The organism is Carnobacterium sp. FSL E2-0243, assembly GCF_038003605.1.
In the GTDB taxonomy this organism is placed as follows: domain Bacteria; phylum Bacillota; class Bacilli; order Lactobacillales; family Carnobacteriaceae; genus Carnobacterium; species Carnobacterium maltaromaticum.
In genome coordinates this window covers 706,306-722,745 of record NZ_JBBOPM010000001.1, presented here as the reverse complement: position 1 = coordinate 722,745, position 16,440 = coordinate 706,306, and the positions used below count along the sequence as shown (strand labels likewise).

11 protein-coding genes and 1 pseudogene are annotated in these 16,440 nt (G+C 33.8%); 4 read left to right on the top strand and 8 right to left on the bottom strand.

The genetic code is table 11. The features are described 5' to 3' along the window. Window positions 1-22: 22 nt before the first annotated feature. Entirely contained in the window at window positions 23-997 is a 975-nt protein-coding gene (gene bsh / locus MHI00_RS03265) for a choloylglycine hydrolase (RefSeq protein WP_087115382.1), read from the bottom strand. A 323-nt stretch (window positions 998-1,320) separates the two neighbouring features. On the opposite strand from bsh, the gene asnA reads away from it, so the two are divergent. The 4 genes from asnA (at window position 1,321) to MHI00_RS03245 (ending at window position 7,262) form a co-directional block, all read left to right on the top strand. Further along, on the top strand, window positions 1,321-2,325 hold the full coding sequence (gene asnA / locus MHI00_RS03260) for an aspartate--ammonia ligase (RefSeq protein WP_087115381.1): 1,005 nt from the start codon (window positions 1,321-1,323) through the stop codon (window positions 2,323-2,325). 601 nt (window positions 2,326-2,926) lie between these two features. Next, window positions 2,927-3,778 carry a BglG family transcription antiterminator LicT gene (gene licT, locus MHI00_RS03255; RefSeq protein WP_010051309.1) on the top strand — a complete coding sequence of 284 codons (852 nt, stop codon included), beginning with the start codon at window positions 2,927-2,929 and terminating at the stop codon, window positions 3,776-3,778. Window positions 3,779-3,901: 123 nt separating this feature from the next. Continuing rightward, entirely contained in the window at window positions 3,902-5,800 is a 1,899-nt protein-coding gene (locus MHI00_RS03250) for a beta-glucoside-specific PTS transporter subunit IIABC (RefSeq protein ID WP_010051306.1), read from the top strand. Between the two features lie 28 nt (window positions 5,801-5,828). Next, entirely contained in the window at window positions 5,829-7,262 is a 1,434-nt protein-coding gene (locus MHI00_RS03245) for a glycoside hydrolase family 1 protein (RefSeq protein WP_341111052.1), read from the top strand. Between the two features lie 242 nt (window positions 7,263-7,504). Here MHI00_RS03245 and MHI00_RS03240 read toward each other — a convergent pair. From MHI00_RS03240 to MHI00_RS03215, 7 genes and pseudogenes are all read right to left on the bottom strand, one after another. After that, window positions 7,505-8,792: pseudogene (locus MHI00_RS03240) on the bottom strand (tyrosine-type recombinase/integrase). A 241-nt stretch (window positions 8,793-9,033) separates the two neighbouring features. Then, complete coding sequence (locus MHI00_RS03235) at window positions 9,034-9,741, bottom strand: tyrosine-type recombinase/integrase (RefSeq protein ID WP_341111050.1); 708 nt, start codon at window positions 9,739-9,741, stop codon at window positions 9,034-9,036. 18 nt (window positions 9,742-9,759) lie between these two features. After that, window positions 9,760-9,990, bottom strand: a complete 231-nt coding sequence (locus tag MHI00_RS17705) for a hypothetical protein (RefSeq protein ID WP_445662550.1) — start codon at window positions 9,988-9,990, stop codon at window positions 9,760-9,762. Between the two features lie 231 nt (window positions 9,991-10,221). Continuing rightward, on the bottom strand, window positions 10,222-10,614 hold the full coding sequence (locus MHI00_RS03230) for a DUF3173 family protein (protein ID WP_341111048.1): 393 nt from the start codon (window positions 10,612-10,614) through the stop codon (window positions 10,222-10,224). A 1,123-nt stretch (window positions 10,615-11,737) separates the two neighbouring features. Beyond that, complete coding sequence (locus MHI00_RS03225) at window positions 11,738-13,438, bottom strand: DUF262 domain-containing protein (RefSeq protein WP_341111046.1); 1,701 nt, start codon at window positions 13,436-13,438, stop codon at window positions 11,738-11,740. Further along, entirely contained in the window at window positions 13,438-14,394 is a 957-nt protein-coding gene (locus MHI00_RS03220) for a restriction endonuclease subunit S (RefSeq protein WP_445662549.1), read from the bottom strand. Before MHI00_RS03220 ends, MHI00_RS03225 begins: the two co-directional genes overlap by 1 nt. A 59-nt stretch (window positions 14,395-14,453) precedes the next feature. After that, entirely contained in the window at window positions 14,454-16,403 is a 1,950-nt protein-coding gene (locus MHI00_RS03215; protein WP_341111044.1) for an HsdM family class I SAM-dependent methyltransferase, read from the bottom strand. Window positions 16,404-16,440: the final 37 nt, after the last annotated feature.

Below are 16,440 nucleotides of genomic sequence, written 5' to 3'. Positions count from 1 at the left end.
TTTCTCCATTCACCTAGTTGAGCTAATTCACAAAATTAATTTGCTGACCAGAAACTAATGGATAGTTGACGAGTTTAGTACCATCTAAATTCTCTTTGTGCATATCAACCCCAGTAATTTGACTGTTTTCATAAGTTGTATAATAGTAAATTCCTTTATCCATATTGCAACAAGATGAATAAATCGTATATTCATACTTGCCATCTCCAACATCGCATAAGCCTCTTTGTTGAGTAACTGAACCTAATATTTGGAAAAACTGGCTAATACTTTCTGATTCTGATGTCCCTGAAACTGAATTTAATTTTGTAAAAGCAACTTTAACAAAACGTGAGGCAGATGAAAGATCTCCAGGTAAACCAATTCCACCCATCCCTCGACTGTAAATATCTAAATCAATTTCCTTGGAAAACAAATTATTTGGTGTGATTGGTGATACATGACGATAATTATTTAAGTTGAAAAGTTGATAATCAAACGTTGGATTGTTTGTCATAACTCCAACAGGATTTTCATAAATCGCTAAGCCATTTTTTGTTTGTTCCACTACAATTGACTCCTGCTGATCTGTAATCATCCAGTGAAGCGGCGATAATGGAAGTTCTTCACTAAAATTAGTATTGACTAAGTTTATTTTTTCTAAAAGTTCTCTAACTTCTTTTATAGTCCCACATTGTCCTAACAACCAAGGAATAAATTCAAACGGAGCAATGTTATCTTTTCCTGTAGCTTCTGGGAAATAGACAGCATTTTCAGGAAAATTCAAACCAGCCATACTCAACCCTTTTTCATTGGTTGCATCATAATATAAAGGATAGTTATTCACTACCGTTGCCATCCCAATTATGGCATAGTGCTGGGATATATCAGATACATGGCGGTAAGGAAACACGAAGTTTCTTGGGGTAATTGTCACCGTTTCGTTATAAGAAAAATCTAAATCTAAATTCCGGCCAAAATAATGATCATTTGTTACATAGGTAACTGCTGTACACATTTTATAACCTCCATCTCGAATTTTTTTATTCTTACAAATTTAGTATACTCTTCCTAACTATAATATGCACATGATACAAATATTGATATCAGTTATTTAATTCTAACAATAACAGAATTTAGGAATTGATTTAATGTCCAAATTAGAGTACCAACTTATGTTCTATAATTTATGTATGCCTATCTTTTTATAGATAAAGTTAAACCATTGACTGGTACAGCAAGATATAGTTATTTTAACCCCATCTAAAAAATATCCTCCTCCTCTAATCTTTTTTATGGTAGAATAATGAGAATACAATTAAAAAAAGAGGTGCATGTCTTATCAAAAAAACAATTATTCCAACAAACTATGAATCTGTCTTAAATGTGTATGACACACAAACTGCAATTGGTTTTATCAAACGTTGCTTTGAAGAAGCTTTAACAGGTAGCTTAAAACTAAAACGAGTTTCAGCTCCACTTTTTGTTCATCAACAATCTGGCTTAAATGATAATCTAAGCGGCGTTGAACGCCCTGTTCAATTTGATGTGCCTTCCTTAAAAAATAATGGTGAAGTTGTACATTCCCTTGCTAAATGGAAGCGCGTGGCACTAAAACAATATGATTTTCACGCTGGAAACGGATTGTATGCCGATATGAATGCGATTCGTCGCGATGAAGTCTTAGACAATCTGCACTCAATCTACGTGGATCAATGGGATTGGGAACGAGTGATTTCAAAAGAGCAACGCACAATTGATTACTTAAAAGAGGTTGTCCAAGGGCTAGTTAATGCGATGGCTGAAACAGCAAGCCGCTTGCATACTAAATACCCTAGTGTGAACATCCCGATTCAAACAGAGGTTTCATTTATTACAAGTCAGGAATTAGCAGACCTGTATCCGGGACTCAGCTCAAAAGACCGAGAACATGCTTATGTAAAAGAGCATCCAACAACCTTTATTATGCAAATTGGGGCGGCGTTAAACGATGGTGAATCTCATGATCATCGAGCACCTGATTATGACGATTGGTCACTTAATGGCGATTTATTATTTTGGCATGAACCTTTAAAATGTGCGATGGAGCTTTCTAGTATGGGAATTCGGGTTGATGACAAGTCGCTTTTGGAACAGCTTGAAAAAGCCAATGCAACAGATAGACTAGCTTTTGATTTTCATAAACAAGTAGCAAACAACGAGTTGCCTTTAACTATTGGTGGCGGGATTGGCCAAAGTCGGATGTGCATGCTTTTACTAGGCAAAGCACATATTGGTGAGGTTCAAGTTTCCTTGTGGGATGATGAAACAATTGAAGCCTGTGATGGGAAGATTTTCTTACTATAGTGCAAATTTTACTACGCAAAAAAGCGTAAAGACAGTCAAAATGACCAGTCTTTATGCTTTTTATTTTAGCTTATACTCTGTGCCTAATTTATTCTCGGTTAAACAATTAAGCCAATGATAAAGTGCCATAATTGTGTCTTCTATATTTTCAGTTAGATGATTATTCCTTTAATTTATTGTATAATCGTAAGTTTAACTGTACTATATACTCAGCTATTTTATTATAATTACCATACCACATTAGTGATATATATAATTTGTAGATGTATGATTTATAAAAATAGAGGCAATATAGAACAGGAATCTATTTCTGACTGACTTCATGGTTAGCCACTATTCAAAATAACATTATTAGCGGAGAGCATGGTTGTTAGGTACCTAGGGATTACTAGAATTTAGCAGGAGTGATTAGTTAAATTCGACAAAAAAACGAGATAGTTTTATTGATACCAGAACAAAGAAAGCGTTGACAATTAATTCTATTTAGGATATCATAACCATGTTAGAAGGATGGTTATTATTCAGTTAAGCTAGACCTAAACAAACTCTTCAAGGGGTTTTTTTAGGTCTATTTTTGTCTAATAAAAAAGGGGGAAGTGTTTTGAAAATTATCAAAGTACTAAATAACAACGTGATTATTGCTCTCAATCAAGAAGATGAAGAGGTTATCTTAATGGGTAATGGTTTAGGCTTTCAAATGAAAAATGACTCCCCCATTCGTACTGAAAAAATTGAAAAAATATTCAATTTAAAAAACAACGTTGAACGCAAACAAATCGAAAAATTATTTACAGAAATACCAGAAGATATTATTCGTATTTCTTATGAAATTATTAGCTATGCTACAAAAAAGCTGAATAAAGATTTAACAGACTCTGCTTTTATTGCTATAGCTGATCATCTACATTCCGCTATCCAGCGTGACAAAAAAGCTCTCCATGTCAAAAATTTTTTATTGTGGGACATTAAGCGTTTTTTTCCTGTGGAACTGATGATTGGACAAAAAGCAATTGATATTGTGAATGAAAAATTCAATACTACGTTACCAGAAGATGAAGCTGGTTTTATTGCTTTACATATTACCAATGCTAGCCTAGACAGTCAATCTGATGACGCGGTTAGTTTGACTCAGTTAATTGAAGAAATTCTAACTGTGATTAAATATACATTACAACTTACTTTTTCAGAAAATGACATTTATTTCCAACGATTTATTACACATTTAAAATTTTTCTCTCAACGAGTATTAACCAATCAAACTTATCCAGATGGAGAGAATCAAGTTGAAAATGAATTATTTAAACTTGTGACAAAACAATATCCTGAAGCCTTTGAAGTGACTAAAAAAGTATCTGAATTTTTAAAAACTAGAAGAAACTATATTATTTCAAAAGATGAACAAGTATATATTACGATTCATCTGGCAAGGATTATTGATAAAACAAGGAATTAAGAGATTTCTCTTAAAATATAACTTTAGTAGAAAGGAGTAAGTAAACCTGCCTGTGGAAAGGACTGGATCGTGACATTAAGTTGGCGAAACCTTTAAATAAAAAAACTATTTGGAGGTATTAACATGGGTAAATACGAAGAACTAGCAAAAAATATTGTCAAAGAGGTCGGTGGAAAAGAAAACGTCAATTCATTGACTAACTGTATCACTCGCCTTCGCTTCAAATTGAAAGACGAAAGCAAAGCAAATACGGATGTTCTAAAAAATATGGATGGTGTGGTAACGGTCATGCAAGCTGGCGGTCAATACCAAGTCGTAATTGGGAATCACGTTCCTGACGTAAAAAAAGACGTGGATGCTGTTTTAGGTGTGTTAGAAGCTCCTACTACGTCTGGACCAAAAGGCAATTTATTCGATCAATTTGTTGATATGATTTCAGCTATTTTCCAACCGATTTTAGCTCCCCTATCTGCCGCTGGTATGTTAAAAGGCGTTAATGCGATTTTAATATTCGCACTAGGTGCTGGATTTGCAGATTCACCAACCTCAGCAGTTTTTAATGCAATGGGTGACGGGTTATTCAAATTCTTACCGATTTTCATCGGGTACACAGCCATGAAAAAATTTGGTGGTTCTCCATTCCTTGGCATGTTAATCGCATCAAGTTTAGTCTATCCGGGATTTTTAGAAGGGGCTGCGACTGCTCAGTTTGCTGAAGCCGGAGGTCTTAACTTCTTTGGTATTCCATTCTCTATTCCGCCAGCAGGTTACGGTTCAACTGTCATGCCGATTATTGCAGCTGCTGCCTTTGCTGCCTTTTTAGAAAAACAATTACGCAAAGTGATTCCTGACGTGATTAAATTATTCATTGTGCCATTTTTAACAGCACTTGTAACGATTCCTCTAACCTTCTTAGTTATTGGACCTATCATGAATATTGTTTCTGATGCTTTAGGTAATGGCTTGCTTTCTCTTCAAAGTTTCAGCCCAATTTTATTTGGTGCTATCCTTGGTTTCGCTTGGCAAATCCTTGTTATGTTCGGTCTACATTGGGCGCTTATTCCATTCGCAATTATCGCCTTATCTCAAGGCGATCCAACCTCATTATTAACACCATCGGGTAGTGTTGGTTTTGCGCAAACTGGTGCGGTATTAGCTGTCATGTTGAAAACTAAAAATGCTAAATTAAAAGAATTATCAATTCCTGCTTTTATTTCAGGTATCTTCGGTGTCACTGAACCAGCTATCTACGGTATTACGTTACCTAGAAAAAAACCTTTTTGGGCATCTTGTATTGTTGGTGGTGTGACTGGTGCAATCGCAATGGGATTAGGTATGCAAAGTTATCAAATGGGTGGTTTAGGCATATTCCGTTACCCTAGCTCAATCTCGCCAGATGGTGATGTTAAATTTGCGATTTACGCCATGATCTTAGATGTCTGTGCCTTAATTGCTGGTTTTATAGTTGCTTACGCTCTTGGATTTAAAGACGATGAGCCAACGATTGCAATCTCTAAAGAAGAAGCTAAATTAGCTACCACTGGTCAAAGTAAAAAATTATCAAAAGAAGACATTTTTTCGCCAATCGCAGGTAAAGTATTGCCATTAAGTGACGCTAAAGATGGTGCATTTTCTGACGGAATTTTAGGTAAAGGTGTTGTAATTGAACCTGATAATGGTGAAGTTGTTGCTCCCTTTGACGGAACAGTGATGACGCTCTTTCCAACTTACCATGCAATTGGCTTAATTTCAGAAAATGGCACAGAAGTCTTAATTCATATTGGGATTGATACTGTTCAACTTAATGGAAAAGGCTTTGAAGCTTTCATTAAACAAGGCGACACAGTGAAAAAAGGACAAAAGTTAGTTCAATTTGATATTGATAGAATCACAAGTGAAGGCTACAGTACACAAGTTCCAATTATTATTACCAACACTCCGGACTTTGTAGATGTTATTTCAACTTCTGAACCCACTATTAAAGCTAATGATTTATTAATTACCACCGTCATTTCAGATTGAACAAGTATAAGAAAAGGAGTAGATACGTATGAGTTTTCCAAAAGATTTTTTATGGGGCGGCGCAACAGCGGCTAACCAGTGTGAAGGTGCCTGGAATGTGGATGGCAAAGGCGATTCTATCAGCGACCACAATCGTGCTGGTAGCCGTACATCAAGCACTCATCGCACATTTGATTTAGAAATTTCTGATAACTATTATTACCCAAGTCACACGGCCATTGACTTTTATCATCATTATAAAGAAGATATTGCCATGTTTGCTGAGATGGGTTATAAAACCTATCGTCTGTCGATTAACTGGACCAGAATTTTTCCAAAAGGTGACGAAACGACACCTAACGAAGCTGGCTTAACATTTTATGATAAGGTGTTTGATGAATGTGCCAAATATGGTATCGAACCGCTAGTAACTATTTCTCATTTTGAGTTGCCTTTTCATTTAGGAAAAGAATATGACGGTTTCTTAAATAAAAGAGTAATCGATTTCTATGAAAATTATGCCGTGACGTTATTCCAACGATACAAAGATAAAGTAAAATATTGGTTGACCTTTAACGAAATTAACTTTGGAACACTGCCCCATGGTTTACGTATTAATGGCTTATTTAACCGCAAATACACTGAGTCAGAGCAATATCAAGCATTGCACAATGTCTTTTTAGCATCTGCTCGTGCCGTTGTTGCTGGGCACAACATCAATCCAGAATTTAAAATTGGCTGTATGTTAGCCTACATTACAATGTATCCAAAAACATGTAAACCTGAGGACGTGCTAAAAACACAGCAAATGAATGACAAACTCAACTTTTTCTGTGGGGATGTTCAAGCAAAGGGTAAGTATCCTTACTACATGAAACGTTATTTTGAACAAAATAATATTCAGGTGGATATCACACCAGAAGATGAAAAACTATTGCAAAAAGGTACGGTAGATTACTATACATTTAGTTATTACATGACGACTTGTATTGCAGATGACTTAGATAAGCGTGATGATAAATCAGGTGGTAATCTATTTGGTGGTGTATCCAATGAATATTTAGAAACAAGTGACTGGGGTTGGCAAATTGATCCCGTCGGATTACGTTTCACATTAAATCAAATCTATTCTCGTTATGAATTACCACTAATGGTTGTGGAAAATGGATTAGGTGCCTTCGATGAACTCACAGCTGAAGGAACCATTGAAGACGATTACCGAATCGATTACTTCAAGCAACATATTATTGAGATGGGGAAAGCAATCGATGACGGTGTGGATTTAATTGGATATACACCTTGGGGCTGTATTGATTTAATCAGTGCAGGAACTGGGGAAATGAGTAAACGCTACGGATTTATTTACGTAGATCGTGATGATGAAGGAAACGGCTCCCTCAAACGTTACCCGAAAAAATCATTTTATTGGTACAAAAAGGTGATTGAGAGTAATGGTGAAGACTTAGATTCTATTGAAGGATGATTTTGAACTTAGTGAAAAAGATGATTTTTTCCACTTCCATTCCATTAGGTAATTTAACTCAAGAAGAAAGGTTTATAGAGTCAAAAAATAGTGCTCATCCGAAATTGGGGTAGCACTATTTTTTTGGGGACAGTTAATTCAAACTAACCTACTTTTTAAGTTGTTTTATACCTCTACAAACGCCTTAAAAACCTTTGATTCTATTGAACCTTATGATTTTTGGTTATTCCCACTCAATGCTGTCACAATACATTTAAAACCCTTGGTATAACAGCATTTCTAGAGTTTTCTTTTATTTTTGGAGACACTTTTGGAGACAGTGCCCTTTATTGCTTGATTACCATTGAAATAGAAAAATTTCTGCTGAGCTGTCTTTATTGCAATTTTTCCTGTCATATCAAGTGCTAGCTCCCTGTCAGCACCTGCCCACATATGGGCGTAGTGTTTTAAGGTAATATCAGGTGAAGAGTGTCCTAAACGTTTTGAAATCACTAATACATTGGCATTCAACTCATTAATAAGGTAACTTGCATGTGAATGTCGTAGCCCTTTAGCTTGAATCTATGGAACACCAGATTCTTTAGCATATTTCTTAATGTTTCTTGAAATCGTTGATTTCATCATAGGAGAGCCATCGTAGCTGAAAATGAAATCTTTTGTAATCCCCATCTCAAGCTGTCGTTTTTTCCAGATTTTTAAGATTTCAATTGTATCATCATCTAACGTAATAATACGACTTCCAGCTTCTGTTTTTGTGTAGTTTTGACGATGCCAATTCGTTTTCGATTTAAGCTTTAACATATGACTAACTCGCAGTTCCTTTTTTTAAAAGTTAACATCTTTCCACCACAAATCACAGCCTTCATTTACTCGAACACCAGTATTAAAGTAAACCCATAACATCACAAAGATAAGATGGTCGTAGAAATCCTCTATATAAATAGTAGTAATGACTTTTTCAAAGTCGTCCTTTATCCAATATTCTACATGAGCTCTACTTTTTGGGATAGCTTTCACTTTACTTGCAACGTTTACAGTCAAGTAATGCAGATTTACAGCAAATTCTAATGTTTTCTTGAATGTTCCGTAAGATAAGCTTGCATAGGCTTGTGAGTAATTAGCACCTTTTTTAGAAAGAAGCCATGTTCTATAGTTTTAAGCATCTTGAACGGTTAAGTCCCGAAGTGTCTTCTTTCCAAAACGTCTTACAAGTACATCTAACATAGATTTTCTAGATTCAAAGGTACTCTCTTGAACGTCAGACTCATAAAATGGAATATAATCTTGTTCCATGAATTGACCATAAGTTATATTGTAGTTTGAAAATCCATTATTTTGCAAGTAAAGGTTCATAATCCTAGTTGCCTCAGAATATGCTTCTTTTGCAGTTTCAAACTTTCTTCCGTTTTCAAAGTTTTGAGACTTTGCCTTTACTCGTTTACCAGTAATTCTATCAATTCCCAAACTAACCTTATAATAAAATAGTCCATGGATATTTACGTATACACCTTTAAAATTTGTTTTTGCCATATCTAAATCACCCTCCGATTTAGATAACGTTACACCTAGAATTGATTTTAACAACTGACTAAATATAGCCTAGTCTATACTATTATATAATGGAATCCAGAAAGTTACTATAGCTGGTTTCTTCTTTGTTATGATAGCTAAAAAGAGTACCCCTTGAAAAATCAAAAAGAACTACTTAAGTATTTCTGAAAACTTGATCATGTGAACCTGTTACAAGTAACCATATTTCTTTTTTACTGTTTTAGATTATTTTTTTATTTGAAGTAAGAGAGGAATTGATAGAGTCATCAATCTTTTGTGCAACTTCAATATTTGGATCATTACGATTTTCTATATAGTACCTGAGTAAAGTGGTTATATCTTTATGCCCAAATCGCTGTTTAATATCTTCTAGGTCTATTTTAAGGTCACGGTACAAGTACGTAGCATTAGAATGACGAAGTCTTTGTAATGGGATTTTCTTAACACCTGCATTTTCAGCAAATACGTTCATTTTTTTAGCAATTCTTTGAGAATACAAAGGTTTCCCTGTATCACTAAATACAAAATCAGAGTTAATTCCATGATTTTTTTGTCGTTCTTTCCATTCTTTTAGAAGTTCAATTGTGAAAGAATTTAATGGAATTATTCTATTTCCAGCATCAGTCTTTGTGTAATTCTGTCTGTATGTTTTTTTTCCTTTTTCTTTGATTAACATATGATTTACATGAAGTTTTTTTTTATCAAAATCAATGTCTGTCCAACAAGTGGCAGTTGCTTCATTAACTATAAGTCCTGTATAAAAATAAAAATGAATCATAGTATATACGAGATGGTTAAAGTAGTCCTCTTTGTTTATCTGTAGAAGGACACGTTTTACTTCATCTTGGGTCCAGTGAACATAGGTAGGCTTCGTTTTAGGAATAGAAAAGTTAAGAGCTACATTCTTATATAAGTCATCATTACTCACAGCAAACTCTAGTACTTGTCAGAGAGTTGAGAGTATAGTTGCAGCGTAATTTGTTCCGTAATCTGAATTTTCAAGGAGAAAATGTTTGAAGTTTTTCACATCACGCTTAGTAACTTTATTTAAGGGAGTATTTCTAAATCTTGCTATTAAAATCTTAAGCAGATGCTGTTTAGTGTTAAAAGTACTAACTCTTACATTCAATTTGTAATCTGGTATAAATTCTTGCTCTAGATATTGGTTGAAAGGCATCGTAGATTCAGCTTGATAATCATTTTGATGATATCCATTTCTACTTCTAATTGCTTCTTCATAGGCAGCTTTAGCAGAAATAAATTTATTACCATTTAAGTCCCTGCATCATTTTGCTTTTATTCGTCTCCCTGTTACGCGGTCAGTTCCTAAGCTAACCTCATAATAGTATACTTTTTTTGATGTTTATTGTCGCAATGAAAGGATACACCTTGGAATTTTGTTTTATAACTACGCATGGGAGGTACCCTCCTTTTCATAGGAAATACCAGTCAGTCTTTCTACCATTTCCTTAGGAACACACCCTAAGCGTCTGTTTGAATACAATTCAAAGCCTTCCTGAACAAGACGCAGTTTGGCGATTCTAATAATTCGTTGACTACTAGATTTACTGTAATCCAACTCTTGTAAATCTTGTGCTGTAATAAAGTTTTCTGGAATCAATTCAGTGCCTAGAATTTTTTCAACAGATTTATAGGGGACCCCTATCTGTTTTTTATTGTCGTAAATTGTATATCCATCCTCTACCAGTCTTAGCTTTGCAGTTTTTATAACTCCAGAAGCTGTATATTCTGGAAACCCAAGCTTTTGTAAGTCTCCTCTTTTAATTAGTTTTTTTTTCATGTCTTTGTTCCCCCATTAAGGTTATTTGAAAGGAGAAATCACGTTCTATTGCTATAATAATGAAAAAACAACGGATTCCCTGCAATTCATATAAAAACCCATTAGGTAAATAACTTCGTTTTTGTTGCAGAGAAGACGATTTAGTTTATATGCCCCACCTCACTGGAATTATTGAGTATTTAAATAAGATAAATAGTTCTTCTACGTCTCTTTCTTGTACACAGAATTATTATTAATTCGTGGCTGATATCTTATATAAAATGATGAATCAAGAATTACAGTTATTTATGGTTTTCTTACAAGTTAAGGGGGTTATCTACAATCAAAATCCATTTGGATAATGTACATGTAATTAGAGTTACGATATTTTTTTGATATGTACTAATTAGGAATGATAAATACTATAGGATGGATAGAAGTTAGAAGCGTTTTTCTTTCGTTCTAATCGGGAATTTAAAGGTGTTTTACTGAAAAATAAAAGTACCTCAATTTAAACTAAACAAAAAAGAGTACCCTTTGATAATTTCAAAAGGTACTCCTTCGTAATTTCTATTAAATTGAAAAGTATGAGTGTTTAGATGTTTTCATCAAAATAAGCTTATTAGAGAAAGCTTTTCAAGTGAAGCTAGAAGTATAATTCTGTTCTTTTAATTTTTGAAATTGACATGAAAAATACCAATACAAGAGCATATAAACCACTTCCAGTTAAAGCTGATTTGTTGTAGTTATCAGATGAAATATTTTCATTTTGAGGATTCATGGGGTGGTTATTCAATTTTTAACGAGTGAAAGAAATAGTTGGATGAAATGAGTTCAGAGAAAATATCGTGTAGTTTTGCGTGTTTTTGAAGATTTAGATTATGATTGTACAATATTAAAAACAAAGGAAAAGTTCACTTTTTTTTAAGTGCAGTGTTTGAGTATTTCTTTTTTTATTAGTAGCAATAATTTGAAATTTTGAGAGGAGATTGATATGGATATTTAGCTAAGAATTGAAGAATTGAGTAAATAAATAAAGGTTTTATCTTGATAATTTTTATCCTTGAAAAGTTTAAAGAGTAGCAAATTGTATAATAATAGAATACAAAAAACCGCCCTTGACTGTATCAAGAACGGTTATCAATTAGTATTTTAAAAGTTTAATCATGTGCTCAAAGAATTCTTGTGCAAGAGCTTCTCCCCGTAAGTCAATACTCTGTATATCAAATTCAGAAGCTTTCCATGAGTTTACTCCTCCCCATTTTGAAGCTCGTCTAAGTGTTTTGTATAGAAATTGTCTCACTTGTGGATATACGGATTTTTTATAACCAATTATTTTATCATCTATAGGTTTATCTCCATATAAGTTATTTAGAGTCTTCTCCCATACCATTAAATTCCCTATTTTGTATTGGTTATCTGTTTGCTCAAGTGCCCCAGACTTTGGGACGATATGTTCTATACTATATTCATCATCCTCAGATGTTCGTTCTACGACTGTACCTGTGCCTCTTGTTAAGTCATCTAACCAATTAGCTAACGTATAGATTGCATAGGTGCTTAACATTTTTTCCTGATTGAGCAAAGAATCTGATTTATCACAATGTCTCAAATTTGTAAATAGTATCTGGAAGTCATCAGAACTCGGTAGAGTATCAAACATGGTTTGTTTCAAAACATCAATTGCCTGAGTAATAGTCATTTCATTTGATGAATTGATTAGTGAGTTTGAAAAACTTATAAATGATATATTTATTATCTCAAAATCAAAATCTATTTTTAAAAGATTCATTCCATTATCTTTATTATAAGTGATTAAAGCTCTAACAAATTCATAGACCGTTAAAACTTCAATTAAGCTTTTTTTAGACTTTTTAGAGAATGTTGTGTCCACGATGCTTATTAGAGCGATTAAAGCATGTTCGTCAGCTAGTCTTAAAAGCCATTTTAAATTTCTTCCCATACCATTGTCATTTCCGTCATTATTATTTCTCAATTCATTCAATCTATTCAAAGTAGCGAGTACGTTATCAAGAAATTTAATGTAATCGTTGGATACTGTGTTTTTGAAGCATTCAAAAAGTGAATCGCTACTGGAAAATGTATAATGACTTTTCCACCATATAGGAATAAAACGGTCTATAGTAAAGTTAATTAAGGAAGAAGCTTCTTGGATATCATGCCATTTTTGTAATGCAATATCATCGTTTTGCTTTCCTGCATCTTTTTCAACTTGTGAAAAAATCCAGTACTTAATTAGATCGACTTGAGTTAACTCAAGCCCCCGGGTATTTAATCGGCTAAATAATAAGTTGCTTTCCACCTCATCGTCTACAATAATAACAGAAATAATCGTTTCATATAAAAAATTTAGTATACTTTTCTTGTCTTTATTTTTAATTTTTGTATCAAAATAATTTTTAGCTCTAAACATATTATTTCGTTTTTGAGTAGGATTCAGTTTTTCTTTTGATACTAACTTCATAAATAGTTCATTTTGCTCTTTATCAGAAAGTGACAAAGGTAATTTGCCATCTACTTCAATTTCAGCTCCAAGAGAAAGTTGAAGAAGTAGTAGTGTTATTATTCGTTGTTGACCATCCACTATTTCATAGATATTTTCTTTTTTGCATAATAGTATGGAACCCCAAAAATCAATATCTAAATCTTTCTTTTTCCAAGAGCGTAATATATCTTCTAAAAAGATGCCCCAATGTTCGTCTTGCCAACTGTATATCCTTTGAAAACGGGGGATTGATAAAATTTTTTTCTTTCCTAGTAATGAATTATTAGCATTACGTCCAAATAAGTTTTCAACTGTATGTTTTTTTATATCAATATTCATTATATCAACCTCGAATTTGATATTGATTTAATATATTCTTCCATGAATTGCCAATTAGGAGAGTTATCAGTAGTTACTGGCAACATTATTTTCTGCCTTCTTAATCGTTTCCCATTCAATTGTGTTCCGTAGGATGCTTTTAAGAAAGAATTTGACTCGATCATAGTCATGATAAAAAGGCCAATTTTTTTATTAAGGTATTTGCTCTCTAGTACATTAATTGCGGAACCAGCACCGCCACGACCTACAAATTCATAAACGTGATAAAAGGTTTTCCCTTTTATCGGGTCAATTGTGATTACATTCCTGGGCGTAGTCACATTTTTGTCAGCAGAAACATAGCCAGTTAAGCCGTTATTTGATGCTGATGTTGTAATGTATGGCATTGTTCCACTTTGATAACTATCAATTGTTTTGCCCTTTACAGAACTAATTCTATCAAATAAATGTTCGATTTCAAATTCTTTCCATTTTACAGAATTTAAATCTACAGTACTTGCTTTAATAGGCTCTACTGTAGGTAGATTAACGTTTTTCATTAAATTCACGATGTATTGCTCCATATAATCCCAGTTAGGAGAACCTTGAGTCATTACAGGAAGCATAATTTTTTGTGCTTTCATTCGTGTTCCGTTGAACTTATATCCGTAGGTATATTTGTTTTTTTGTTGTAATAACAAAGTTTTGATAAATAGATAAATCTCTTTATTAGCGCTAGTTGAACTTTTAAGTCTCAAACGTTTGACGTCATCTGAAAATGTGGCAGTATATGGATGATAAAATACTTCACCTACACTTCCGTTATAGTTAATGCCTAGTACGTTCTTATCAGTGGATGCATTTGTGTTATTTGTCCAGTTTGTAATTCCATTATTTTTATCTGTTGCTCCTATAAAAGGAATATTACCATAGGTCATATCCTCTGAGGTGAGTCGTACCCCGTTAAGAACACTCATTAAGTCACTAATCCTAAATTCTTCCCACTCTACTTCACTAAGCTTTTGTAGAGTGGGTTCTATTTTTTTGTGGATTCAATATCCTCACTAAACAAGTAACTTCTGCCGTGAACAGTTTGATCGAATTTAAAAGCTAAATAATCTTGAACAGTTTTTTCAAATGCTTCAGGGGTTGGGATAGAATCATTAAAGTAGAAATAGCTATGGAGCCACTCATCTTCGGAAGTAATAGATGATTTTACCATGAATTCTGTCTCAGCATCAGTATCATGAAGTAATACATCAATTAAATTTTTTCTTTTCATTTCAGCCGTACCGTCATCAACCAATCCTAAATGTTTACGTACCATCCAGCCATCATCTTTAAAATTGATAAATTTCACTTGTTTTGGTTTAGGATGTGGTTGTTTAGCAGTAAATATTGCAATCACTGGTTGTACACCAGCCCTTTGACCATGAAATGTAGTAGTATTCAACGTTACAACAGCTTCTAAGGTATGAGTTTCAAGTATAGATTTTTTGGCTTCACGTTCTATTTTACTTTTACCAGTCATAGTTGATTGAGGAACTATGACCGCTAGTTTTCCGCCTTGAGTAGTCATGTCTAAAGCATGTTTAATAAAGTTGATTTCATATAAATCAGGGTTTCCTTTTGAACCTTGACTATACGGAGGATTCATCAGAACTTTTGTAATAGGCGCTTTGATGTTCTCGCTGATGAAATCATCTTCAGTTTTAGAAAACATGTTAGCTAACATAAGATTAGATTTTCCATCACCTCTTAGAATCATATTGGTTGTTGCTACTGTATACATTTTTTCTTGCATTTCAATACCGAATAATTGGTGTTGTTTGATGTGAGAATTAGTATAAGTTGAACCTTTTGAAAGCTCATCTTTCATCATCCTGTTCATGGCACTAATTAAAAATGCTCCACTACCGGCTGTAGGGTCTAGCACGTAGTCATTCCGTTTAATCTGAATCATTTCTGCCATTAAACTGGTAATATGTTTTGGAGTTAAAACGATACCTAGCCCATTTCCATCACTATCTCCATATTTTACAAATTCACCGTAAAAGTTTCCAAGGATATCGTATTCAATGTTGTTTTTAAAATGTTCTAAAACATTGTTTTTCAATATTGAAGCGAAATATCTTATGGGGGTCATACCTAAATCTTTTCGTTTCTCATTGAGAGCGACACTAGTTTTAATGAATGCAAATTTGTTCATAACCACTTCAACTTTAAATTCAGGAGAAATCTCATTATTGGTCATATAGTCTTCGATTGCTCTGTAAATGAGCATACCATCATTGGGTTTTTTTCTACCAGTGAGACTGTTTATATTGAAAGAAGGCTCATTTAAAGCAAGCAAAATAGCACTAATAACTGTGGCTTTATTTTCACCTTCAAGACTTGCATAATTACGAAGGTCTTCATGCAGTCCAGCAGCAATTTTTTTCAACTCTAACTCGTCTTTTTGCTCTTTCGAAAGATTACCTAGGACATTTACACCGTACCATTCATCAAAATTGATAGGAGTCAAAACTTGCCAATCTGTTAACTTGCCCACTTTATTAATTGTAGTTTCCTCATTATCATTTTGCACATGATAAACTAGTACCCCTCTTGCATCACTGGAACCAGTGGCACCAATTGCTATTACATCTTTAAAATTGGTTGTTTTCTCGACGATATGTTTTGCATAATGGACAGCTCCATTAACAGCATAGTTCGCTGTTGCTTTTGGAACAGTCAAGTCAATATCTCCGAGATCGTTCAACAGTTCAAGTTCAGAAGTGGATGGCTTATCTTCTACAACAATCAAGGTATCATTAACAAGAAATACAAATTCAGGATGTCCCGATCCGGTTCCCCCTTGTTTACTTGCATTTTTTAAAGCGGTTTTTACTTCTTTAATATTGGAAGTCTGTTCTGTATAATCAATGTCAAGGTTTTCGATTTCTCCTCTAACCCATTGGTCGACTCTTGTCTTCTCATTCGGCATCGTTAGCTCACCTATATTTCTTAGTAGTTTTTTATAA